Genomic DNA, 21,576 nt, shown 5'->3' on the forward strand with positions numbered 1-21,576 from the left:
TCGGGCTGCTTCGCTGAGTATGACATGGGAATCGCCTCTGTGCGGACTGCAGCCTCCAGCCGGGCACTCTGCCAGCTTCACCCTGAGCGGGACGACGGACGGGAGGCCCGGTACCAGCTGGTACCGGGCCTCCCGTCTCGTCCCTGCTCGCGCTGGGCGTCAGGCCGTGGCGGCCGTCTCGCTGCGCTTCGGCAGAACCCAGTTCGGGCGCACGAAGTGGCACGTGTACCCGTAGGGGTCCTTCTCGAGGTAGTCCTGGTGCTCTTCCTCGGCCTCCCAGAACGGGCCGACCGGAGCGACCTCGGTGACGACCTTGCCGGGCCAGATGCCCGAGGCGTCGACGTCGGCGATGGTGTCGAGGGCGACGTCACGCTGCTCGTCCGAGGCGAAGAAGATCGCCGAACGGTAGCTGACGCCCACGTCGTTGCCCTGCCGGTCCTTGGTGGACGGGTCGTGGATCTGGAAGAAGAACTCCAGCAGCTCGCGGTACGAGATCACCGACGGGTCGAAGACGATCTCGACGGCCTCGGCGTGCGTGCCGTGGTTTCGGTAGGTGGCGTTGGGGACGTCACCGCCGGAGTAGCCGACGCGTGTGCTGATGACGCCCGGGCGTCGGCGGAGCAGCTGCTGTGCTCCCCAGAAACATCCGCCGGCGAGGATCGCGGTCTCGGTGGTGGTCATCGGTACCTCCGTGGTTCGTGACGCTGGCTGCGACAGTACCGGGTGCAACACCGAGGAACCCCTGCGTGTTCCACGACGGGTCGGCCCGAGTCTGGGACCGACCGCATCCGGTGCTGCGTTCACTGGGCCGGTGAAGGACATCCACTACGCCGGCCGGGCGATCCGGACCACCGACGGCGCTGCCGACGCCGTCATCCGGTACGCCGCCGTGCTGGGCGGGAACGGGAAGACCGACACCATCGACGTGCCGACCTTCGACGACGAGGGCCGGCCCGTCGTCGAGACGCTGCTGCTCGGCCCGGCCAGCCTGATCACCGTCGGGCCGGCGACCGACGACGACCGCGACGCGGGGGTCGACGACGCGGGCTTCATCGAGCAGGTGCGGCGTCTGGCGGTGCTGGCCGGACCCGTCCGGCCGGTGCACGAGGACCCGGACCTGCAGGCCGAGGGGCTCGACGACTTCGACTGAGACGGGTCGTCAGCGGCGCAGGGTGTTCCGCGGGTACTCGCCGTACGCGTTCCGGTAGGCCGCCGAGAACCGACCGAGGTGCGCGAACCCCCACGCCCGTGCGATCGCCTGCACCGACCCGGTCGTCGGGTCCGCCTGCAGCAGCTCCTGGCGGACCCGCTCGAGACGGACGTGCTGCAGGTAGCGGAGCGGGGTCATCCCGATGTGGCGCTGGAACGCCTCCTGGGTGGCGCGGACGCTGAGCCCCGCGGCCCCGGCGACGTCGGCGACGGTGAGGGGTTCGGCCGCGTGCGCGTGCACGTGCTCGACGGCGGCCCGGAGGCGCGCCCGCCGCGGCAGGAGCACGGCCGGCGGCAGGGCGGTCACGGTCGGCGGGTACATCCGGAGGAACGCCGCGGCGGTCTCACGGGTGAGTGTGTGCCACAGGAGGCTCTCCACACCGCCGACACGCAGCTCACGCGAGAGCAGCGACAGACTGTTCCGCCACCGCGTCACGGCGGCGGGCTCGAGGGTGCGCAGGTGGTCGATGCCGAGGTCGGGGACCGGCCCGGTGTGGAAGAGCTCGTCGGCGACCTCGTGCACCAGGCGGCGGGACATGTGCACCAGACGCTGGTCGTAGTCCTGGTACGCGAACACGAACTCGCGGGCGGTCGGGAAGAGCATCGGGACGTCGTCGACCATCGGCACGCGGTCGTGGACGACGTCGGGGATCCCGTTGCCGGCCGTCAGCCACTGCACGACGTAGTCGTCGGACACCGGGATCAGGCCGCGGATCGAGCCGGAGATCTGGGATCGCCGCAACGTGACGTCCGCGTCGCCGACGGCGGTGTAGCGGTACGAGAAGGGCTGACCGGTGCTGTGCGCTGCCCAGTGTCGCCCGGCGTACAAGCCACTGAGGTCCACGACGGCCGCGGCCGGGGACCCGCCGGCGGCCTCGAGCCGGACGGTGCTGCGGTCGTCGTCCGCCGCACGGTCGGGCGCGGTGTCGTCGATCGTGGTCATCCGCTTCCTCTCCGTCCGGGCGTGCAGACGGAGCACGCCATCGGAGACCGTACGGATGGCGACGGTCTGTCCGCGAGGGGTTGACTCACGACGTCCCGATGCGCTATTCGAGGTGTCCTGCTGTGCATCACGAGCGGGATGGGGCAAGGTCAGAGGATGCGCACCGAACCCGCCTCCGCCTTCCGCGCCGCCCGAGACGTCCTGCTGCACGCCCGCTCCGACAGTGCGGCCGCGCGGCGTGACTTCCGCTGGCCCGACGTCGGCGAGACGTTCAACTGGGCGATCGACTGGTTCGACGTCATCGCGCAGGACAACGACCGTGAAGCGCTCGTGATCGTCGAGGAGGACGGCCGCGAGTCGCACACCACCTACGCCGAGATGTCCGCCCGATCGGACCGGCTGGCGGCTCGGTTGCACGACCTGGGCGTCGGCAAGGGCGACCACGTGCTGCTCATGCTCGACAACCAGCTCGAGCTCTGGGAGTCGATGCTCGCCGTGATGAAGGTCGGCGCCGTGATCCTGCCGACCTCGACCATGCTCGGCGCCGCGGACCTGCAGGACCGCGTCGACCGCGGTCAGGTGGCCCACGTGGTGACCACGCTCCGCGAGACCCCGAAGTACGCCGACGTCACGGGCGACTTCACGCGCATCGTCGTCGGTGGCAGCGCGGACGGCTGGACGACCTACCCGCACGACCTCGGCGAACCGGCACCGGCGGACGAATGGCGTCCGGAGGTCGTCACCGCGTCCGACGACCCCTGCCTGGTGTACTTCACGTCGGGGACGACCGACAAGCCGAAGATGGTCGTGCACACGCAGACCTCGTACCCGGTCGGGCACCTCACGACGATGTACTGGATCGGTCTGCAGCCCGGCGACGTGCACCTGGCGATCAGTTCGCCCGGCTGGGGCAAGCACGCGTGGAGCTGCTTCTTCGCCCCGTGGATCGCCGAGGCCACCGTCTTCGTGCACAACCAGGAGCGCTTCGACCCGGCCGCCCTGCTGCACCAGCTGGAGCGGGCCGAGGTCACCTCGTTCTGTGCCCCGCCGACCGTGTGGCGCCTGCTCATCCAGGCCGACCTCGGCGCCCGGCCCCGTGCGCTCCGCGAGGTCGTCTCCGCCGGCGAGCCCCTGAACCCCGAGGTGATCCGCCTGGTCGAGGAGGCCTGGGGTCGGACCATCCGTGACGGCTACGGCCAGACCGAGACCACCGCGATCGTCGGCAACGCCCCGGGTGACACCGTCCGTCCGGGGGCGATGGGCCACGGGCTGCCCGGCATCGCGATCGAGCTCCTCGACCCGGTCACGGGCGAAGCCGGCGTCACCGAGGGCGAGGTCTGCCTCGACCTGACCACCCGCCCCGTCAACCTGATGGCCGGGTACCTCGGCGCCCCGGAGCGGACCGACGACGCCCTGCGGGGTGGGTACTTCCACACCGGTGACGTCGCGACCCGGCACGAGGACGGCTCGCTGACCTTCGTCGGCCGGACCGACGACGTCTTCAAGTCCTCCGACTACAAGGTGTCGCCGTTCGAGGTGGAGAGCGCTCTGCTCCAGCACCCCGCGGTCGCCGAGTCCGCGGTCGTCCCGGCTCCGCACGAGTCCCGGCTCAACGTCGTCAAGGCGTACGTCACGCTCGCGGCCGGGTGGGAACCGACGGCCGAGACCGCGCGGAGCATCCTGGCCCATGCCCGCACCGCGATGCCCGCCTGGCAGCGCGTCCGCCGGCTGGAGTTCGGCGCGCTGCCGAAGACGGTGTCGGGGAAGATCCGCCGGGTCGAGCTCCGCGCCCGCGAGCAGGAGGCCGCCGGTGGTCCGCCGGTCGCGGGGGAGTGGCGCGACGACCAGTTCGACGGCCTGCGCACCGGCCGACGCGAGGACTGACCGGGCGTCCACCGGGTCGGCGTAGCGTCCCCGTCATGAGTGATGCACTGAGTGGAACCGGCCCGGACGGCGTGAGCGAAGAAGACGCACGACGCACGGAGGAGCTCCCCGACGGGTCCGCCTCGGGCAACGCCACCGAGGACCCCCAGCAGGACAGCGACGTGGACTCCGGCGGCGAGCCGGCGGAGCCCGAGCAGAGCTGATCCACCACCGCTCAGCGGACAGCGACGGCCTGCTCCCAGCCGCGCCGGAGTTCGCTGGCATCCGGTTCCTCACCCGTCCTCCGCGGGTGTGTCGGGCCTCCCCGACCGGAAGCGGTGCCCTCTGATGCTGTCGCTGATCTACTCGAGCGTCGCGACGGACTCGTTCGACGACGCCGCCCTCGCCGGCCTGCTCTCGCAGAGCCGCACCGCCAACGAGCAGAACGACGTGACCGGCATGCTGCTGTTCCGCAACGGCTACTTCCTGCAGCTGCTCGAGGGCCCGGACACCGCGGTGCGCGCCAAGATGGCCACGATCAAGACCGATCCGCGGCACACGAAGGTGACGATGCTGCTCGAGGACGTCATCGAGGAGCGGCAGTTCCCGCAGTGGACGATGGCGTTCGCGCCGACCTCCGAGACCGACCTGCAGGACGTGCCCGGCTACCGCTCCACGTTCGACGACGTCGAGTCGATCTCCGCCGAGACCCCGGCGCCGGACGCAGTACCCTCGAACGCCTCACCGGCACTCCGTGAGCTGATCCGGTGGTTCCAGGCGCGACCGGACCGGTTCCGCACCGCCGGCTGACCCGGCCACAGACGGACGGGAGGCCCGTGGCGACACCGCCACGGGCCTCCCGTCCGTCTGCCTGGTCAGCCCGCGACGTCGAACACGACCACCCGCGCACTCCGCGCCCCGATGTGGTCCGCCACCGGCTGGTGTGCCGGGTGGGGCAGGTAGGCGTCCCGGGCGGCAGCATCCCGGAACCGGACGACGAGCGCCCAGTCGAAGCCGCCCTCGAGCCCCTCGGGGCTGACGCTCGGCCCGGAGGCGATGGACACGACGCCGTCGATGGTCGGCAGGTGTTCGGCGACCAGGGCGCTCGCGCGTTCCGGCGCGGTGCCGTCCTCGCCGTCCCAGTCCACGAGCACCACGTGCACGATCTCGGTCATGGTCGTCCTCCCGTCGGGGTCGCGCACCGTCGGCGGCGATCACCCCGAGCCTCCGCCGCCGTGCTGGGCGTACCCCGAACCGGTGCGGGGCTGGGTCGTCGCGGACACCCCGCGGCCTAGCGTCCAGGGCACACCACGACGAGAGGAAACACCATGGCAAGTGGAGTCGCAGCAGTCTGGGTCCCGGTCAGCGACATGGAGCGCGCCGTCGCGTTCTACCGCGACACGCTCGGTCTCACGGTCAAGGACCAGTCCGACGACTGGAGCGAGATCGACGCCGGTGGGCTGATGATCGGCCTCAACGGACGCGAGTCCGCCAGCCAGTCGAGCGACGGCGGCGCGGTCGTCTCGTTCCAGCCGGACGGCAGCATCGAGGACGAAGTGGCCTCGCTCAAGGAGCGCGGCGCGGACATCCAGGGCGAGATCAGCGAGCACCCGTGGGGGAAGATCATCCCCTTCAAGGACAGCGAGGGCAACGACCTGCAGCTGTACTCGCCGCCGCAGGGCTGACGACGGACCGGCCGTGCGTCGTCGCACGGTCGGACCGCATGACGGGAGGCCCGTGACCAGCTGGTCACGGGCCTCCCCTCATGTGGTCAGCGCGGGGCGCGGGCCGGCACCGCACTCAGCGGGCGGTGCGGGCCCCGGCGCGCGGCAGGACGATGCCGAGCAGGATCATCGCGACGGCGAGGACCAGGTGCAGCACGTTGTCGGCGACGTTCAGCGGCACGAAGTTCGCGGCGCTGGCCATGCCGGCGGTGAACAGGCCGTAGATGAAGAGCACGGCGTAGACGATGCCGCCGATGAGCAGGTACTGGCGGGCGAAGCCGTGCGAGCGGGCGGCGAGCAGGCCGACGATGCCGAACAGCAGGTGGACGATGTTGTGCAGGACGGACACCTGGAAGATGCCGAGCAGCTTGGCCATCGAGTCGTTGCCGCCGACCGACATGGTGCCCATGTCCATCGTCAGGCCGGGGATGAAGCCGGCGATGCCGACGATGATGAAGACGACACCGAAGAGCAGCGCGCCCTTCTGGGTGAGCGTGGTGCCGTAGCCGGAGCGTGCGGATGCGTTGGTGGTCATCAGGGGAACCCTTCGTCAGGAGTCGACGCGGTCGGTTGCCATGCGCCTCGCAGGACATTCGGAGTGGACCAGCAGTCGGTTTGGTGGGAGAACCCAGCAGTACACGAGAAGGGGGTGTCAGGACCGGACCAGGCGCTTGATGGCCAGTGTGGCTTCCTGGATCTTCGCTTCGGCCTCGTCGCCACCCCGGGCGACCGCGTCGGTGACGCAGTGGCGCAGGTGGTCCTCGAGCAGCCCCATCGACACCGCCTGCAGTGCCTTCGTCATCGCGGACACCTGGGTGAGGATGTCGATGCAGTACTCCTCGTCCTCCACCATGCGCTGCAGCCCGCGGGCCTGGCCCTCGATCCGGCGCAGGCGCTTGCGGTAGTCGTCCTTCGCGGAGATGTAGCCGTGGTGGTGCGCGGGCTCGTGGTGTGCGGTCTCCGCTGTCTCTTCGCTCATCGGGAACAGATCCTCGTCGTCGGCGTTACGGTGGGGGGTACCCCCTGAGGGTATGCGAGCAGCGTACCCGTCCGACGGGTGACACGAGGAGGACCGGATGACCGACCAGCAGACCGCGACCTACGGCATCGACGGCATGACGTGCGAGCACTGCGTCATGAGCATCGACGAAGCCTTCCGGGAACTGCCGGGCGTCACCGACGTGCGGGTCGACCTGGTCGCCGGCGGCCGTTCCACCGCGACCGTGACGAGCACCGAGCCGCTGGACGACACCGCCGTGGACGCCGCGGTGGACGAGGCCGGCTACACCCAGGCGGAGCGCTGAGCCCGGTGGCGACGACGACCCCGGCTCCGGTCGAGCTCGCGATCGAGGGCATGACGTGCGCCTCGTGCGCGAACCGCATCGAGCGCAAGCTCAACAAGATGCCGGGCGTCTCCGCGACCGTGAACTACGCCACCGAGACCGCGACGGTCTCGCTGCCCGACGGCACCGCGGTCGACGACGCCATCGCCACCGTCGAGCAGGCCGGCTACGGCGCCCGCCGCCCCGAGCCCGAGCAGCCCGACGTGGACGCCCTCGCCCCGCTCCGCCGACGCCTGGTGGTCTCCACCGTCCTGGCGGTCCCGGTCGTCGCGCTGTCGATGGTGCCGGCGTTCCAGTTCCCGTGGTGGCAGTGGGTCGCCCTCGTGCTCGCCGCCCCGGTGGCGACCTGGGGTGCCTGGCCGTTCCACCGCGCCGCAGCCCTGAACGCCCGGCACGGCTCCGCGACGATGGACACCCTCGTCAGCCTGGGCATCGTGGCCGCCGGGCTCTGGTCCCTCTGGGCGCTGGTGTTCGGCGGTGCCGGCGGGCCCGACATGCACATGACCTTCGCGTTCACCGCCCCCCGCGGTGCCGCCCCGGAGCCGTACCTCGAGGTCGCGGCCGCCGTGACCGTGTTCCTGCTCGCCGGCCGGTTCGCCGAGGGCCGCGCGAAGACCCGGTCGAGCGCCGCCCTCCGCGCCCTGCTCGCCCTCGGTGCCAGCACGGCCCGGGTGCTCCGCGACGGCCGCGAGGTCGAGGTCCCGGCCGCGTCCCTCCGCGTCGGCGAGCGGTTCGTCGTCCGCCCCGGTGAGCGCATCGCCACCGACGGCACGGTCGTCGACGGCACGAGCGCGGTCGACACCAGCGTCATGACGGGGGAGAGCGTCCCCGTCGAGGTCGGCCCGGGCACCGCGGTGACCGGTGCGACCGTCAACGTCGGCGGCCTGCTCACCGTCGAGGCCGTCCGGGTCGGCGCGGACACCGAGCTCGCCCGGATCGGCACGCTCGTGACCCAGGCGCAGACCGGCAAGGCCGACGTCCAGCGCCTGGCCGACCGGGTCTCCGGCGTCTTCGTGCCCGTCGTGCTCGGACTCGCCGCCCTGACCCTGGTCGGGTGGCTCGTGCTCACGGGCGACGTCGAGGCCGCCCTGACGGCCGCGGTCGCGACCCTCGTCATCGCCTGCCCCTGCGCGCTCGGGCTCGCGACGCCGACCGCCCTGCTGGTCGGCACCGGGCGTGGGTCGCAGCTCGGCATCCTGATCCGCGGGCCGCAGGTCCTCGAAGCCACCCGTCGGATCGACACCGTCCTGCTCGACAAGACCGGCACGGTCACCACCGGCACGATGCGCGTGACCGAGGTCCTGCCCGCCGCGGGCGAGGACGCCGACTCCGTCCTCCGTGCCGCGGCCGCCGCCGAGTCCGGGTCCGAGCACCCGATCGCCCGCGCGGTCGTCGCCGCGGGCACCGACCGCGGCGGATCCGAGACCCGTCCGGAGTCGTTCGCGTCCACCGCCGGACTGGGTGTGCAGGCGCTCGTGGACGGCGTGCTGGTCCTGGTCGGCCGTCCGGTCTGGCTCCGCGACGCCTGGTCGGTCGCCATGCCCGAGTCCCTGTCCACCGCGGCGACCGAAGCCGAGACCGCCGGACGGACCGCCGTCGCCGTCGCCTGGGACGGCCGGGTCCGCGGGCTCGTCGTCGTCGAGGACACCGTCGCGCCCGGAGCCGCCGAAGCCGTCCGTCGGCTGCACGAGCTCGGCCTCGACACCACGCTCCTCACCGGGGACGCCGCCGGGGTCGCGGAGCGCGTCGCCGCGGAGGTCGGCATCGACCGGGTCACCGCCGGCGTCCGACCCGAGGACAAGTACCGGATCGTCACCGAGCTGCAGGCCGCCGGCCGGACCGTCGCGATGGTGGGCGACGGCGTGAACGACGCCGCCGCCCTCGCCGCCGCGGACCTCGGCATCGCGATGGGCACCGGCACGGACGCCGCCGTCGAGGCCGCCGACATCACCCTGGTGCGTGCCGACCTCCGGGCCGCCGTGGACGCCGTCCGGCTGTCGCGCCGGACACTCCGCACCATCCGGACGAACCTGTTCTGGGCCTTCGCCTACAACGTCGCCGCGATCCCGCTCGCGATGGCCGGGCTGATGAACCCAGTCATCGCCGGGGCCGCCATGGCGCTGTCGTCGGTCTTCGTGCTGACCAACAGCCTGCGCCTCCGCCGGTTCCGTTCCGTCGACGGGAGCGCCCGGTGAGCGGGCACAGCGACGACATGAGCGGCCACGGCACCACCACGTGGTCGATGGCGGCCCAGGCCACCCTGCACTGCCTGACCGGGTGCGCGATCGGCGAGGTCCTCGGCATGGTGATCGGCACCGCCACCGGGCTCCACAACGTCGGCACCGTGGTGCTGTCGATCGTGCTGGCGTTCGTCTTCGGCTACGCCCTGACCATGCGCGGCGTGCTCCGCTCCGGGCTGTCGCTCGGCGCGGCACTGCGGGTCGCGCTCGCCGCCGACACGGTTTCGATCGCGGTGATGGAGGTCATCGACAACACGGTCGTGGTCGCGATCCCGGGCGCCCTCGACGCGCAGCTCGACCAGTGGTTGTTCTGGGGCTCGCTCGCGCTGTCCCTCGCCCTGGCCTTCGTCGTCACGACCCCGGTCAACCGGGCGCTGATGCGGCGTGGGCTCGGGCACGCGAAGGTGCACGGGCACCACTGACCGCCACCACTCAGCGGTGGTGGACCACTCAGAGGTAGTAGCGGAGCCAGAGGTACGGGAAGCAGAGTCCCACCGTGACGACGGTCACGATCGCCCCGTACTTCGTGAACTCCCAGAACGAGATCGGGTGCCCGTTGCGCTTGGCGATGCCCGTCATCACGACGTTGGCACTGGCGCCCACCGCCGTCAGGTTGCCGCCGAGGTCCGCGCCGAGGGCGAGCGCCCACCAGAGCGGTCGGGCATCGCCGCCGCCGGACTGCACGATGTCGTTGGTCAGCGGTGCGAGCGTGGCGACGTAGGGGATGTTGTCGACGATGCCGGAGAACAGCGCGGACCCGAACAGCAGCACGCCCGACGCCGCGAAGTAGTGGTCACCGACGGCGCTCTTCGCCGCCTGACCGATGGCCTCGATCACGCCGAGGTTCACGAGCGACCCGACCATCACGAACAGGCCGGCGAAGAACAGCAGGGTCTCCCACTCGACGTCGCCGAAGACCCGCGCGGGCTCCAGCCGAGCGAGCAGCACCAGCAGTCCGGCGCCGAGCAGGGCGACGATCGACGGCTCGAGTCCGGTGAGCTGTGAGGTGAGGAACCCGACCAGGACGAGTCCGACGACGACGAGGGAACGGACGAGCAGACCGCGGTCGCGGATCGCCTCGCGTTCGTCCAGGGCCATCACACGGGCGGCGCGCTCCTCGTCGTACGCGAAGGTCGAGCGGAACAGGATCCGGCAGAGCCCGATGAGCACGGCGATGAGCACGACGACGATCGGCGCGAGCTGCAGGATGAACTCGTTGAAGCCGATGCCGCCGCGGCTGCCGATGATGAGGTTCGGCGGGTCGCCGATCAGGGTCGCGGTCCCGCCGATGTTCGACGCGAAGACCTCGGCCAGCAGGTAGGGCACGGGCGACTTCCCGAGTCGCTGGGCGACGAGCAGGGACACCGGGGCGACCAGGAGGATCGTGGTCACGTTGTCGAGGAAGGCCGACAGCACGGCGGTGATCACGACGAGCATGACCATGATCCGGAACGGGCGCCCCTTGGCGGTCTTCGCGGACCAGATCGCCAGGTACTCGAACACCCCGGTCTGCCGGAGGATCCCGACGATGATCATCATCCCGAGCAGCAGGAAGACGACGTTCCAGTCGATCCCGGTCTCCTCGGAGAAGAACGCGGACGCGTCGTCCGTCGCTCCGATGACGACCATGATCGCGGCTCCGCCGAGCGCGACGAGCACCCGGGGCAGCTTCTCGGTCGCGATGAAGACGTAGGCGACGACGAAGACCGCGATCGCCAGGACGATCTGCACCGTCACGAGCGGTCCCCGGCGTCCGAGGGGCCGGGCGCGTCCCAGCGGGCGACGATCGCGTCGAGCAGTGCGGGCAGGGTGACGAACGCCGGTTCGCGGCGGGAGGGGTCCTCGACCAGGGCGACCTGCGTGCCCTGGTCGACCATCCGGGCGGCGATCTCGATCGGGCCGGCGTCAGCGGGCACGACGAGGACCGGACGTGTCCGGACGGTCGAGTCGTCCACGAGGTCACCGATCGTCCGACCCTCCAGCCCCTGCCGGAGGTCGTCGAGGCCGACGTCCCCGACCGTGTTGGTCAGGGACAGGTCGTCGAGCAGGTAGCGGGGGAGCAGGTACCGGAGGACGTCGACGCTCGACACCACCGACGACGGGTGAGCACCGTCCTCGGCGATGACGAGGCCGATGAGGTCCTGGTCGGCGATGAGCCGGACGGCGTCGAGGGCGGATGTCGAGCGGTCCACGACGACGAGTGTCGTGGTGATGTCGGAGGCGTGCACGGTCCCTCCAGGGATGCGTTCGGTGGGCAACCAGTCGAGTCAACCACCCGCCGAGATCGGCGTTCGGAGCCGATGGCAGGCACCATGGACTGCATGGCAACGACGAAACCACCCGCCTCCGGGGCCGTGACCGCCGATGGCGCACCCCTCGGAGAGCCCGTGACCACCACCCCACGCCTCCGGACGTGGGTGTTCTGGCCCGCTGCCGTGATCGTGCTCGGCTTCGTGGCCTGGACGCTCATCGCACCGGCATCCGCCGAGTCCGTGTTCCAGACGCTGCAGAGCGGCATCGTCCGCAACTTCAGCTGGTACTACGTCCTGGTCGCCGCGTTCTTCGTGGGCTTCTCGCTCTTCGTGGGGTTCGGCAGGTTCGGTGACATCAAGCTCGGGAAGGACGCCGACGAACCGGAGTTCTCGACCGGGTCCTGGTTCTCGCTGCTCTTCGCAGCGGGCATGGGCATCGGCCTGGTCTTCTACGGCGTCTCCGAACCGCTGAGCCACTTCGCCTCGCCGCGGCCCGGCGTCACCGGCACCCAGAGCGAGCTCGCGCAGCAGGCCCTCACCCAGACGTTCCTGCACTGGGGGCTGCACGCATGGGCGATCTACGTCGTCCTCGGTCTGGCCCTGGCGTACGCGATCCACCGACGTGGGCGTCCGGTCTCGATCCGCTGGGCACTCGAACCGCTCCTCGGCAGCCGCGTCCGTGGCGGCTGGGGCAACCTCATCGACGTCATCGCCCTGATCGGCACCCTGTTCGGCGTCGCGACCTCGCTCGGCCTCGGGGTCATCCAGATCGGTGCCGGGCTCGAGGCCGCGGGCATCGCCGAGAGCAGCGTGGTCAGCCAGATCGCGATCATCGGCGTGATCACCGCGGTGACGATCGTGTCCCTGGTCACCGGGGTCACCAAGGGCATGAAGATCCTGTCCAACTTCAACCTGGTGCTGGCCGCGGCGCTGCTGCTCTTCGTGCTCATCGTCGGCCCGACCCAGTTCCTGCTCCGCGACTTCGTGCAGTCGATCGGTGCGTACCTGCAGAACCTCGTCGGCCTGTCCTTCAACGTCACCGCCCAGCAGGGTGCTGCGGGCGAGGAGTGGCAGGGCGCCTGGACCACGTTCTACTGGGGCTGGTGGATGTCGTGGGCGCCGTTCGTCGGCATCTTCATCGCGCGCATCTCCAAGGGGCGCACGGTCCGCCAGTTCGTCTTCGGCGTCCTGCTCGTCCCGACCGCGCTCACGTTCCTGTGGTTCGCGGTCCTCGGCGGCGCCGCGATCCACCAGCAGACCGACGGCTCCGGCGGGCTGGTCGGCGCCGACGGCTCCGTGGACGTCGAGGGGTCGCTCTTCGCGCTGCTCGGCGGCCTGCCGGCCGGGGTCGTCCTGACCTTCGGGGCGATCCTGCTCATCGGCGTCTTCTTCGTCACGTCGTCCGACTCGGGCTCGCTGGTGATGGCGATGATCGCGTCCGGCGGCGACATCGAGCCGAAGAACTGGCTCCGCGTCTTCTTCGCGACGGTCTCGGCCCTGCTCGCCGTGGCCCTGCTCCTGACCGGCGGGTTGAACGCGCTGAAGACGGCGGCGATCACCACCGCGCTGCCGTTCAGCGTCGTCCTGCTGCTCACCTGTTGGGCGACGATCATCGCGTTCAGCCGCGAGCGTCGGGCGTACGACAAGGCCGAGCGCGCCCTGCTGCTCGAGAAGGTCGGCGAGTACTACGGGCTCGAGGTCGACGCACCCACCGAGAGGCCGGTGGGCAGCAGCCTCGGTCGCCCGTGGCGTGCGGTGAAGGAACGGGTCCGCGGCCGCCGGTCCGCGGTCGACGCCACCTCGAGCGCCGTGCTCGGGACCACGCCGGCCGAGCGGATCGCCCTGGCGGACGACCCCGTGCCCGGCACCGAGACGGTCTCGCCCGACCCGGCACTCGACCCTCGGCTCGACGCCCCGGTGGACGCGACGGCCGCCGGTGACGCGACCGACACGTCCCGCTCGGAGCGCTGACCCGGCACCGGTCGCGACCACACGACATGACGGGAGGCCCGGTACCAGCTGGTACCGGGCCTCCCGTCATGCGGTCAGCGCGTGTGCGCCGTCCGGTCAGGCGTCGGAGTCGCCGTCGGTGTCGCCGTCGGCGGCGTCCTCTTCCGGGTTGAAGTGCGAGTCGTCCCCGGTGAACCCGGCCGCCACACCGCCGGGCTCGTTGGGGACGGTCCCGTCGTCGCCGAGTCCGTCCGGCTTCGGCGTGCCCCCGGGGTCGTGCGCCGTGGTGTCGTTGCTCATCGTGTGCTCCTTCGCAGTGCTGACCGGACTCGGATCGGGCTCAGAAGGCGGGTGTGCCGCCGGCGACCGTGATCGTGGAACCGGACTGGTAGCTCGATTCTGGACTGACCAGGTGGACGTACGCCGCGGCCAGCTCGGCCGGCTGACCCGGTCGGCCGTAGGGCGCCTGCTGCCCGAAGGTCGACACCGTCTCGGCGTCGTCCGAACCCGGCTGCAGCGGCGTCCACACCGGACCCGGGGCGACCGAGTTGACGCGGATGCCCTTCGGCGCGAGCTGCTGGGCGACCGCCTCGGTGAAGAGCTTGATCGCACCCTTCGAGACGGCGTAGTCGATCTTGTCCGGCGACGGGGTGGACGCCTGGATCGAGCCCGTCGTGACGATCGTCGAGCCGGGCTCCAGGTGCGGGACCGCGGCCTTCGTCAGCCAGAACAGCGAGTAGATGTTCGTCTTGAAGGTGGAGTCGAACATCGACGTGTCGAGGGTCAGGATGTCGTCGTTGCTGTCCATCCGGCCGGCGACCATCACCAGGGTGTCGAGGCCGCCGAGCTCGTCGACGCCCTTCTGCACCAGGTCGATGCAGTACTGCTCGTCCGAGATGTCACCGGGGAACAGCACGATCTTCCGGCCCTCGCCCGCGAGCAGGTCGCGGACCTCCTCCGCGTCCTGCTGCTCGTCGGGCAGGTAGGACAGCACCAGGTCGGCGCCCTCCCGGGCGAGACCGATGGCGGCGGCCCGGCCGATGCCGGAGTCGGCGCCCGTGACGATGCCGCGGAACCCCTCCAGCCGGGCCTTGCCGACGTAGCTCTCCTCGCCGTGGTCCGGCTTCGGGTCCATCTTCCACGCGGCCCCGGGCAGCGACTGCTCCTGCTTCGGGAACGGCGGGACCGGGTACAGCGTGGTCGGATCGTGCTTCTCGTACTGGCTCATGCTCTCACTGTCCTCTCGGGGTGACTGGAGGCCTCTCGGGCTACTGCAGGGCCGTGAAGGAGGCGTCGCGGACGAGCAGCGTCGTCGCGTCGCCGTCGACGGCCTGGTCGGGGTCGCTCGACAGGCCGAGGGACCAGGTACCGCCGCCCGGACGCTCCGGCAGGGTGAACTCGACGGTCGTCTCGGAGGCGTTGAGGAGCAGCGCGATGCTGTCGTCACCCTGCGCGAGCACCAGGATCACGGCGCGGTTGCCGCCGTCGGTCCAGTCGCCGTCCTCGAAGCCGTTGGCGTCGGCGCGGAGCACCGACACGGTCGACGGCGAGTCGCCGGGCGCGGTGCGGTACCACTCCGGGCGCAGCGCGACGTGCTGCTGGCGGAACGCGATCGCCGCGGTCGTGAAGGCGAGCAGGTCCTGGTCCGCCGCGGCCCAGTCGAACCACGAGATCTCGTCGTCCTGGCAGTAGGCGTTGTTGTTGCCGCCCTGCGAGCGGGCGATCTCGTCACCACCGAGGATCATCGGGACACCGGCCGAGAGCAGCAGCGTGCCGAGGAAGTTCCGGCGCTGGCGGTCGCGGTAGTCGTTCACCGCGCCGTCGTCGGTCGGGCCCTCGATGCCGCCGTTGAACGAGGTGTTGTTGCTCTCGCCGTCGTTGTTGTCCTCGCCGTTCGCCTCGTTGTGCTTCTCGGCGTACATGGTGAGGTCGGCCAGCGTGAAGCCGTCGTGCGCGGTGACGAAGTCGACCGAGCAGAGCGGCGAGCGGCGGGAGCCCTCGTAGACGTCGGGGGAGCCGAGGACACGCTGCACGGCGTCACCGAGGGCGCCCTCGTCGCCGCGCCAGAACGAGCGGAGGTCGTCGCGGTACTTGCCGTTCCACTCCGACCAGTCGGCCGGGAAGCCACCGACCTGGTAGCCGGCGGTGTCCCAGGGCTCGGCGATCATCTTGACGTCGCGGAGCACCGGGTCCTGGTGGATGATGTCGAGGAACGCGGAGTGCTTCTCGGCCTCGCCGTCCTGACGGGTCAGGGTCGTGGCGAGGTCGAAGCGGAAGCCGTCGACGTGCATCTCCTCGACCCAGTAGCGGAGCGAGTCCGTGATGAGGCCGAGCGCCGTCGGGTGCGACACGTTGAGGCTGTTGCCCGTGCCGGTGGTGTCGAAGTAGTTCGCCTCGTCGCCCTCGACCAGCCGGTAGTACGACTGGTTGTCGAGGCCCTTGAAGGACAGCGTCGGGCCCATGTGGTTGCCCTCGGCGGTGTGGTTGTAGACGACGTCCAGGATGACCTCGAGGTCCGCGGCGTGCAGGGCCTTGACCATCTCCTTGAACTCCGCGACCTGCTGGCCTGCGGTGCCCGAGGCGGCGTACTCGTTGTGCGGGGCGAAGAAGCCGATGCTGTTGTAGCCCCAGTAGTTGCGGAGGCCCTTGTCCTCAAGCGTGGAGTCCTGCACGAACTGGTGGATCGGCAGCAGCTCGACCGCGGTGACGCCGAGGTCGGTGAGGTGCTTGATCGCGGCCGGGTGCGCCAGGCCCGCGTAGGTGCCGCGGATCTCCTCGGGCACGTCGGGGTGCTGCTTGGTGAAGCCCTTCACGTGGACCTCGTAGACGACGGTGTCGGCCAGCGGGGTCTCGAGGCGGGTGTCGCCGTCCCAGTCGAACGAGCGGTCGGCGACGACCGAGCGGGGCATGGCGGCGGCCGAGTCGGACTCGTCCATCTGCTCCGGCTCGTCCATGTCGTGGCCGAACAGCTCCTGGCCCCACTGGTACCCGCCGTCGATCGCGGTGGCGTAGGGGTCGAGCAGGAGCTTCGCCGGGTTGTGGCGCAGGCCGTTCGCCGGGTCCCAGGCGCCGTGCACGCGGAAGCCGTAACGGGTGCCGACGGTGACGTCCGGCACGACGTCGTGGAAGGTGTAGCCGGTGCGGTTCGTCAGCTCGGTCCGGTGCTCGGTGCCGTCGTCGTCGAACCGGCAGAACTCGATGCGCTCGGCGGTGCTGGAGAAGACGGCGACGTTGGCGCCGCCGTCGACGAGGGTGACGCCGAGGGGGTTCCGCGTGGAGGAGGTCATGACTCCTTCTACCGGTCGGCGACTGTGCCCGGCACCGATCGGCGTACCCCGGCGTCGCCCCCGGTGCCGCCCGACGCGACGCACCGGGTGCTCGCGCACGACGGACAGACATGGGAACATCAGGGCGTGACCCATCTGCGCCCGAGCTCGGGGACCCCCGACGGCTTCCGTGCCGTCCGGTTGGCGGGGACGAGTGCGACCCGACCCGCGAGTCTCAGCGACACGTACGGTACCGGCGGTGGCATCGGCGACGAGCGCTCGGCGTTCCGGTACACCGGCGCCGGTGACGCCGACCTGTCGCTCCGCGGATCCGCGGTCGAGGGCCGCCGGACCGGCACGATGGAGCCCCGCGCCGACCACATCGTCTTCTGGATCGGGGACGGCAGCGCGGTCATCACCGACCAGGACGGTGTCCGCACCACGGTCCGCCCCGGCCAGCCGTTCCTCATCGCCGCCGCGTTCCGCTACGACTTCGAGGCCGCCACCGGCCGTGTGTCGATGCTGCACCTGTCGGACCGGCTCCTGCGGTCAGCGCTCGCCGCCGAGGGCATCCAGGTCGCCGGCCCCCTGCGGTTCCGCCGGACCGAGTCCGACGCCGACCTCGCCCCGCTGCGGTCCGTCCTGCAGGAGCTCGGTGCAGCGATCACGGACGAGTCGGTCGCCGGCCGCGAGCGCGCCGAACTGAACGCCCGCGTCGCCCGGACCGTGGTCGCCACGTTCCCGGTGGACGCCCCCGCGACGACGAGCAGCGAGCGACTGCGGGTCGCGCTGACGTACATCCAGGAGCACGCACACGGGGTGGTCACGCTCGCGGACATCGCCACCGCCGCCGGGATGAGCCCGCGCGGGCTGCAGCAGTCGTTCAACCGGTCGGTCGGCGTCTCCCCGCTGGCGCACCTGCGGAACGTCCGGCTCGACGCCGTGCACGAGGCACTCCGGTCCGCCGACCCGTCGACCGCCGCGGTGGCCGAGGTCGCCCGGGACTGGGGCTTCGCCCACCTCGGCCGGTTCTCCGGCGCGTACCGGGCACGGTTCGGCGAGCTGCCGAGCGCGACGTTGCGGAGCGGCGTGCACGCGGACTGACCGCGAGCTCGCTGCGCGGCCGGGCGCGGCCGGGCGCGACAGGGCGCGGCCGGGAGGCCCGGATCGCCCCCGCCCCGCCGCCTCCGTCAGTCGCGGTGCGCGTCCACCGCAGCCCGCGCTGCCCGCACCACCTCGGCGTCGGTCTCGAAGTGCCCGTCCCCGGAGTCCCCTGCGCCCATCGGCACGCCCCCGTGCGCGGTGTCCGCCAGCCGCTTCGCCGAGAGGTGCACGGCGGCGGCCCCGGTCCCGAGCAGCACGGGCACGTCCGCGGGCGTGACGCCGGCGCCGGCCATCACCTGGACGGACCCGGCGGCCGCGACCATCCGTGCGATGGTGTCGGCGCCGGCGAGGGCGGTCGGGGCCCCGCCGGAGGTCAGGACGCGGGTGAACCCGAGCTCGGCGAGTCCGGCCGCGGCGGCGACGGGGTCGGCGGCGTGGTCGATCGCCCGGTGCAGGGTGACCTCGGCGTCGGACCGCTCGGTGCGGGCGGCGGCCACGAAGCGGGCCAGGGCGTCGGTGTCGAGCGTGCGGTCGGGGCGGAGGGCCCCGACCACGACGCCGGTCGCCCCGGAGCGCAGCACGGCGACGAGCTCGCGTTCCATCAGGTCGAGTTCGTCGGCGTCGTGCACGAAGCCGCCCGGACGGCAGCGGACCAGGACGTGCACGGGCAGGCCGGTGGCGACGGCGGCCTCGACGAGCCCCTGCGACGGGGTGAGGCCGCCGAGCTCGAGCGCGCTGCAGAGTTCCACGCGGTCGGCGCCCCCGGCCAGGGCGGTCGCGGCGCCGGTCGCCGAGGTGACGGCGATCTCGAGCGACGGGGAGGTGCTGCGTCCGGTCATGCGTGGGCTCCGAGGGGTCGGTCGGACGCCGGGATGACCCGGGCGGTCAGGTCGGGCTCCGGGAAGGTCCGGTCGAAGGGGTACACCGGCCGTTCGATCCGGTGGTGGCCGAGGCGTTCGAGGTCCTGGTCGACACCGCCCGGGGTCAGCGCGAGCATCCAGTCGGCGGCCATGTCGTAGAGCTCCGGTTCGAGGTACCCGATCTTCACGACGACCAGGTCGGCGCTGCGCGGGTCGAGGTCCAGGTCGGTGAAGTCGTGCTCGTGGTGGTACGGCTTCCGCAGCTCGGTGAGGATCGCGAAGACGCTGCCGACCTGCAGCACGGCCTCGGTCCGGGCGTCCCGGTCGCCGGTCTTCACCGCGTGCACACGTCCGGTCATGGTGAGCGGTCCGGCGTGGAGGTCGTCGACCTCGGCACCCGCGGTCACGGTGACGGTCGCGCCGACGCCGGCCGCGACGCACGCGGCGACCGCGGCGGGGCCGGGGACGCTGGCGTAGAGGACGACCAGGCCGTCGGCGCTCCGGAACTCGTCGCGCGCGAGCAGCTGCGTCAGCCCCCAGGTCATGTCGCCCGAGCCGCCGGCGGTCGGGTTGTCGCCCGAGTCCGAGACGAAGTAGGGGCGGGCGGCACCCGGGGCGAGGGCGGCGGCCAGGCACTCGTCGAACGAGCCGGCCGGGGCGACGAAGGCGAAGTCCTCGCGGGCGTCCCAGAACGACCGGGCCAGGCGTTCGGCACCGGCACTCACCGCGTCCTCGTCCCAGCCGGTGACGACCGTGACGGCGCGGTTCCGCGGCTGGTCGGCCCAGGCGTAGCCGACCCAGATCGCGGCGTCGAGCACGCCGTCGGTCGACTCGACCTCGGCGACCTGCGCGTACACGGACGCGGCCGGCTCGATGCGGGTCGAGGTCTTCTCGCCGGGCAGCAGGACCGGCACCGGGATCCAGGCCTTCACCGGGCGCTGTGCCCCGACCGGTCGGGTGGTGAGCACGTCGACCAGGTTCCGGACGGCGCGCTCCTTCGTCTCGAGGGCGTCCTCGTGCGGGGCCAGCCGGTAGCAGGTGATGAGGTCGCACTGGTGGGCGAGGCCGCGCGAGACGTTGCCGTGCAGGTCCATCGACGCCGAGACGACGACGTCCGGGCCGATCACCGCGCGGATGCGTTCGAGCAGCGTGGTCTCGGCGTCGTCGAGTCCCTCGACCACCATCGCGCCGTGGATGTCGAACCACAGCCCGTCGATCGTGGTGTCGGCGGCGATCGCCGACAGCCGGTCGGTGATCTCGGCGCTGAGCTCCTCGAAGGCCTCGCGCAGGACGACCCCGCCGGGCAGCGCGTGGCCGATCAGGGCGCCCCGGAAGTCGGCGCGCTCGGCGAGCGGTGCGAGGAAGTCGTACCGGGCGACGACCTCGTCGCCACGGTCCGGGTGGAAGGCGGCGGCCGGGGTGCGGGTCGGCGTGAACGTCGACGTCTCGATGGCCAGGCCGGCGATGGCGATGACCGGGCGGCGGGCCTCGGCGGTGGTTCCGGTGTCAGACACGGGTGCTCCTGTTCCTGGTGGTGCGCAGCGGGACGGGGGTGGACAGCTCCTCGAGCGATGCCGCCAGGCCGCGCTGCAGGGCGAACTGGCCGGCTCCGACCAGTCCGGCGTCGGCGCCGAGCGAGGCCCGCTCGATGACGAGGTGCTGCGTCACGAGCGGGTGGCAGCTCTCGTAGAGCTGGCTCCGCACGGCGGCGACGAACGGCTCGAGGGTGGACAGGATGCCGCCGAGGGAGACGGCGTCCGGGTTGAAGAAGTTCACGTTGGCGGCCAGGACCTCGCCGAGGTACCGCCCGGCCAGGCGGACTGCACGGGTGGTCTCCGGGTGCGCCTCGAGCGCCAGCCGGACCACGTCCTGGGTGGTGCTGACGTCGACGCCGGCCTCGCGGAGGATCCGGACGAGCGCGGCCCCGGACGCCACGGTCTCGAGGCAGCCGGTGTTGCCGCACGAGCACGGGGTGTCGCCGGCCGCGTCGATGCGCACGTGCGTGATGTCCCCGGCGGCTCCGGTCGACCCGCGGTACAGGTGGCCGTCGATGATGATGCCCGCACCGATCGCCGATCCGGCCTTCACCGTGATCGCCTGGCGTCGGGTGGACGGCTGCACGGTCTGCTCGCCCGCGGCCATGCAGTTCGCGTCGTTGTCGATCGCGGCCGGCACACCGAAGTGCTCGGTGAGCCACGCGGCGACCGGGAACCCGTTCCAGCCGGGCATCCGGCTCGGCAGGTCGACGACGCCCGCCTCGACGTCGACGGGACCCGGGAGGCTCAACCCGACCCCGCGCAGACCGTCGCGTCCGCGTTCGGTCACCAGGGCGTCGAGGAGCTCCGCCAGGGCGGCGAGGCCGGCCGTCGGACCGTCGGCGAGCGCGAACGGGACGGTCGAGACGGACTCGAGCGCGCCTCCCGGCAGGACGATGCCGATCCGGACGTGACCGCCACCGACGTCCGCGGCGACCGCGTACTCGTCCGAGCCGCCGATCCGCAGGACCTTGCGGGGTCGGCCGCCGGTGGAGACGTCGGTGCCCTCCTCGGCCAGGATGCCGTGGCCGAGGAGCTGTCCGACGACGTGCGACACCGTCGACGGCGCGGCACCGAGGAGCTGGGCGATCTCGGTCCGGCTCGAGGCCTGGCCACTGGCGATGAGTTCGAGCACGCGCGCACTGAGGTCCGGCACGACTTTCTCCAATCGGCGTCACCGGGCGCGATGGCCGCCCGATGTCACCGAGCCTACGGGGCAGAAGGACCGGTCCGCGCTTTCCGCCGTTCCGCAGAAACAGACTATTTACACGAGAACGTTTGTTTTTC

23 protein-coding genes are annotated in these 21,576 nt (G+C 71.7%); 10 read left to right on the top strand and 13 right to left on the bottom strand.

The features are described 5' to 3' along the window. Window positions 1–159: 159 nt before the first annotated feature. Window positions 160–681, bottom strand: coding sequence for a peptide-methionine (S)-S-oxide reductase MsrA (msrA, locus tag SOM35_RS03785; protein WP_111075207.1), 522 nt, complete (start codon window positions 679–681; stop codon window positions 160–162). Window positions 682–811: 130 nt separating this feature from the next. Here msrA and SOM35_RS03790 point away from each other — a divergent pair, with 130 nt between their 5' ends. Next, window positions 812–1,150: a hypothetical protein gene (locus tag SOM35_RS03790; protein WP_320514440.1), complete on the top strand. Its 339-nt coding sequence runs from the start codon at window positions 812–814 to the stop codon at window positions 1,148–1,150. Between the two features lie 9 nt (window positions 1,151–1,159). Here the strand turns inward: SOM35_RS03790 and SOM35_RS03795 are convergent, their stop codons facing one another. Beyond that, window positions 1,160–2,152, bottom strand: coding sequence for a helix-turn-helix transcriptional regulator (locus tag SOM35_RS03795; protein WP_320514441.1), 993 nt, complete (start codon window positions 2,150–2,152; stop codon window positions 1,160–1,162). A 156-nt stretch (window positions 2,153–2,308) separates the two neighbouring features. Between SOM35_RS03795 and SOM35_RS03800 the strand changes: the two genes are divergently transcribed. The 3 genes from SOM35_RS03800 (at window position 2,309) to SOM35_RS03810 (ending at window position 4,825) form a co-directional block, all read left to right on the top strand. Next, the gene (locus tag SOM35_RS03800; RefSeq protein ID WP_320514442.1) at window positions 2,309–4,036 is read left to right on the top strand and encodes an AMP-binding protein; all 1,728 of its coding nucleotides are present in this window, start codon (window positions 2,309–2,311) and stop codon (window positions 4,034–4,036) included. Between the two features lie 35 nt (window positions 4,037–4,071). Then, window positions 4,072–4,239, top strand: a complete 168-nt coding sequence (locus SOM35_RS03805; protein WP_181439277.1) for a hypothetical protein — start codon at window positions 4,072–4,074, stop codon at window positions 4,237–4,239. Window positions 4,240–4,363: 124 nt separating this feature from the next. Beyond that, a complete protein-coding gene (locus tag SOM35_RS03810) occupies window positions 4,364–4,825 on the top strand; it encodes a BLUF domain-containing protein (protein WP_320514443.1) in 462 nt (153 codons plus the stop codon). Between the two features lie 65 nt (window positions 4,826–4,890). Here the strand turns inward: SOM35_RS03810 and SOM35_RS03815 are convergent, their stop codons facing one another. After that, the gene (locus tag SOM35_RS03815) at window positions 4,891–5,190 is read right to left on the bottom strand and encodes a Dabb family protein (protein ID WP_320514444.1); all 300 of its coding nucleotides are present in this window, start codon (window positions 5,188–5,190) and stop codon (window positions 4,891–4,893) included. A 153-nt stretch (window positions 5,191–5,343) separates the two neighbouring features. On the opposite strand from SOM35_RS03815, the gene SOM35_RS03820 reads away from it, so the two are divergent. Then, complete coding sequence (locus SOM35_RS03820; protein ID WP_110903888.1) at window positions 5,344–5,700, top strand: VOC family protein; 357 nt, start codon at window positions 5,344–5,346, stop codon at window positions 5,698–5,700. Window positions 5,701–5,815: 115 nt separating this feature from the next. On the opposite strand, the gene SOM35_RS03825 is transcribed toward SOM35_RS03820, so the two are convergent. Continuing rightward, window positions 5,816–6,274, bottom strand: a complete 459-nt coding sequence (locus tag SOM35_RS03825) for a DUF4383 domain-containing protein (RefSeq protein WP_111075199.1) — start codon at window positions 6,272–6,274, stop codon at window positions 5,816–5,818. A gap of 117 nt (window positions 6,275–6,391) precedes the next feature. Continuing rightward, window positions 6,392–6,718, bottom strand: coding sequence for a metal-sensitive transcriptional regulator (locus SOM35_RS03830; RefSeq protein WP_320514445.1), 327 nt, complete (start codon window positions 6,716–6,718; stop codon window positions 6,392–6,394). Between the two features lie 97 nt (window positions 6,719–6,815). Here SOM35_RS03830 and SOM35_RS03835 point away from each other — a divergent pair, with 97 nt between their 5' ends. Genes SOM35_RS03835 through SOM35_RS03845 form a run of 3 tightly spaced genes read left to right on the top strand, consistent with a single transcriptional unit; the run spans window position 6,816 to window position 9,744 of the window. Next, window positions 6,816–7,043: a heavy-metal-associated domain-containing protein gene (locus SOM35_RS03835; protein WP_320514446.1), complete on the top strand. Its 228-nt coding sequence runs from the start codon at window positions 6,816–6,818 to the stop codon at window positions 7,041–7,043. A gap of 5 nt (window positions 7,044–7,048) precedes the next feature. Then, window positions 7,049–9,277 (top strand): heavy metal translocating P-type ATPase, encoded by a 2,229-nt coding sequence (locus SOM35_RS03840; protein WP_320514447.1) that lies wholly within the window; start codon window positions 7,049–7,051, stop codon window positions 9,275–9,277. Beyond that, window positions 9,274–9,744 carry a DUF4396 domain-containing protein gene (locus SOM35_RS03845; RefSeq protein WP_320514448.1) on the top strand — a complete coding sequence of 157 codons (471 nt, stop codon included), beginning with the start codon at window positions 9,274–9,276 and terminating at the stop codon, window positions 9,742–9,744. The genes SOM35_RS03840 and SOM35_RS03845 overlap by 4 nt, the downstream gene beginning before the upstream one ends. A 28-nt stretch (window positions 9,745–9,772) precedes the next feature. Here SOM35_RS03845 and SOM35_RS03850 read toward each other — a convergent pair whose 3' ends face one another. Together SOM35_RS03850 and SOM35_RS03855 are read right to left on the bottom strand one after the other, a co-directional pair. After that, window positions 9,773–11,059: an ArsB/NhaD family transporter gene (locus tag SOM35_RS03850; protein WP_320514449.1), complete on the bottom strand. Its 1,287-nt coding sequence runs from the start codon at window positions 11,057–11,059 to the stop codon at window positions 9,773–9,775. Beyond that, window positions 11,056–11,550, bottom strand: coding sequence for a CBS domain-containing protein (locus tag SOM35_RS03855; RefSeq protein WP_320514450.1), 495 nt, complete (start codon window positions 11,548–11,550; stop codon window positions 11,056–11,058). The genes SOM35_RS03850 and SOM35_RS03855 overlap by 4 nt, the downstream gene beginning before the upstream one ends. Before the next feature lie 93 nt (window positions 11,551–11,643). Here SOM35_RS03855 and SOM35_RS03860 point away from each other — a divergent pair, with 93 nt between their 5' ends. After that, window positions 11,644–13,545 carry a BCCT family transporter gene (locus SOM35_RS03860; RefSeq protein WP_320514451.1) on the top strand — a complete coding sequence of 634 codons (1,902 nt, stop codon included), beginning with the start codon at window positions 11,644–11,646 and terminating at the stop codon, window positions 13,543–13,545. Window positions 13,546–13,641: 96 nt separating this feature from the next. On the opposite strand, the gene SOM35_RS03865 is transcribed toward SOM35_RS03860, so the two are convergent. From SOM35_RS03865 to glgX, 3 genes are read right to left on the bottom strand one after another with little or no spacing between them, the layout of a single operon-like run. Next, entirely contained in the window at window positions 13,642–13,824 is a 183-nt protein-coding gene (locus SOM35_RS03865) for a hypothetical protein (RefSeq protein WP_320514452.1), read from the bottom strand. Window positions 13,825–13,864: 40 nt separating this feature from the next. Next, window positions 13,865–14,752, bottom strand: coding sequence for an SDR family oxidoreductase (locus SOM35_RS03870; RefSeq protein ID WP_290156248.1), 888 nt, complete (start codon window positions 14,750–14,752; stop codon window positions 13,865–13,867). A 40-nt stretch (window positions 14,753–14,792) separates the two neighbouring features. Further along, on the bottom strand, window positions 14,793–16,811 hold the full coding sequence (glgX, locus tag SOM35_RS03875) for a glycogen debranching protein GlgX (protein WP_320514453.1): 2,019 nt from the start codon (window positions 16,809–16,811) through the stop codon (window positions 14,793–14,795). 126 nt (window positions 16,812–16,937) lie between these two features. Here glgX and SOM35_RS03880 point away from each other — a divergent pair, with 126 nt between their 5' ends. Beyond that, window positions 16,938–17,894, top strand: coding sequence for an AraC family transcriptional regulator (locus SOM35_RS03880; RefSeq protein ID WP_221849764.1), 957 nt, complete (start codon window positions 16,938–16,940; stop codon window positions 17,892–17,894). Window positions 17,895–17,980: 86 nt separating this feature from the next. On the opposite strand, the gene SOM35_RS03885 is transcribed toward SOM35_RS03880, so the two are convergent. Genes SOM35_RS03885 through SOM35_RS03895 form a run of 3 tightly spaced genes read right to left on the bottom strand, consistent with a single transcriptional unit; the run spans window position 17,981 to window position 21,445 of the window. Next, window positions 17,981–18,733 (bottom strand): copper homeostasis protein CutC, encoded by a 753-nt coding sequence (locus tag SOM35_RS03885; protein ID WP_320514454.1) that lies wholly within the window; start codon window positions 18,731–18,733, stop codon window positions 17,981–17,983. Beyond that, window positions 18,730–20,268: a M81 family metallopeptidase gene (locus SOM35_RS03890; RefSeq protein WP_320514455.1), complete on the bottom strand. Its 1,539-nt coding sequence runs from the start codon at window positions 20,266–20,268 to the stop codon at window positions 18,730–18,732. Before SOM35_RS03890 ends, SOM35_RS03885 begins: the two co-directional genes overlap by 4 nt. Then, window positions 20,261–21,445, bottom strand: a complete 1,185-nt coding sequence (locus tag SOM35_RS03895) for an ROK family protein (protein WP_111075190.1) — start codon at window positions 21,443–21,445, stop codon at window positions 20,261–20,263. Before SOM35_RS03895 ends, SOM35_RS03890 begins: the two co-directional genes overlap by 8 nt. Window positions 21,446–21,576: the final 131 nt, after the last annotated feature.

The organism is Curtobacterium sp. CFBP9011 (genome assembly GCF_034045095.1).
In the GTDB taxonomy this organism is placed as follows: domain Bacteria; phylum Actinomycetota; class Actinomycetes; order Actinomycetales; family Microbacteriaceae; genus Curtobacterium.

What these genes read in the sequence shown, in the direction of transcription:
- SOM35_RS03805 (WP_181439277.1), top strand. Translation starts at nt 4,072, where the DNA reads ATGAGTGATGCACTGAGTGGAACCGGCCCGGACGGCGTGAGCGAAGAA.
- SOM35_RS03830 (WP_320514445.1), bottom strand. Translation starts at nt 6,718, where the DNA reads ATGAGCGAAGAGACAGCGGAGACCGCACACCACGAGCCCGCGCACCAC.
- SOM35_RS03795 (WP_320514441.1), bottom strand. Translation starts at nt 2,152, where the DNA reads ATGACCACGATCGACGACACCGCGCCCGACCGTGCGGCGGACGACGAC.
- SOM35_RS03800 (WP_320514442.1), top strand. Translation starts at nt 2,309, where the DNA reads ATGCGCACCGAACCCGCCTCCGCCTTCCGCGCCGCCCGAGACGTCCTG.
- SOM35_RS03820 (WP_110903888.1), top strand. Translation starts at nt 5,344, where the DNA reads ATGGCAAGTGGAGTCGCAGCAGTCTGGGTCCCGGTCAGCGACATGGAG.
- SOM35_RS03825 (WP_111075199.1), bottom strand. Translation starts at nt 6,274, where the DNA reads ATGACCACCAACGCATCCGCACGCTCCGGCTACGGCACCACGCTCACC.
- msrA (WP_111075207.1), bottom strand. Translation starts at nt 681, where the DNA reads ATGACCACCACCGAGACCGCGATCCTCGCCGGCGGATGTTTCTGGGGA.
- SOM35_RS03870 (WP_290156248.1), bottom strand. Translation starts at nt 14,752, where the DNA reads ATGAGCCAGTACGAGAAGCACGATCCGACCACGCTGTACCCGGTCCCG.
- SOM35_RS03860 (WP_320514451.1), top strand. Translation starts at nt 11,644, where the DNA reads ATGGCAACGACGAAACCACCCGCCTCCGGGGCCGTGACCGCCGATGGC.
- SOM35_RS03885 (WP_320514454.1), bottom strand. Translation starts at nt 18,733, where the DNA reads ATGACCGGACGCAGCACCTCCCCGTCGCTCGAGATCGCCGTCACCTCG.
- SOM35_RS03810 (WP_320514443.1), top strand. Translation starts at nt 4,364, where the DNA reads ATGCTGTCGCTGATCTACTCGAGCGTCGCGACGGACTCGTTCGACGAC.
- SOM35_RS03815 (WP_320514444.1), bottom strand. Translation starts at nt 5,190, where the DNA reads ATGACCGAGATCGTGCACGTGGTGCTCGTGGACTGGGACGGCGAGGAC.
- glgX (WP_320514453.1), bottom strand. Translation starts at nt 16,811, where the DNA reads ATGACCTCCTCCACGCGGAACCCCCTCGGCGTCACCCTCGTCGACGGC.
- SOM35_RS03835 (WP_320514446.1), top strand. Translation starts at nt 6,816, where the DNA reads ATGACCGACCAGCAGACCGCGACCTACGGCATCGACGGCATGACGTGC.
- SOM35_RS03865 (WP_320514452.1), bottom strand. Translation starts at nt 13,824, where the DNA reads ATGAGCAACGACACCACGGCGCACGACCCCGGGGGCACGCCGAAGCCG.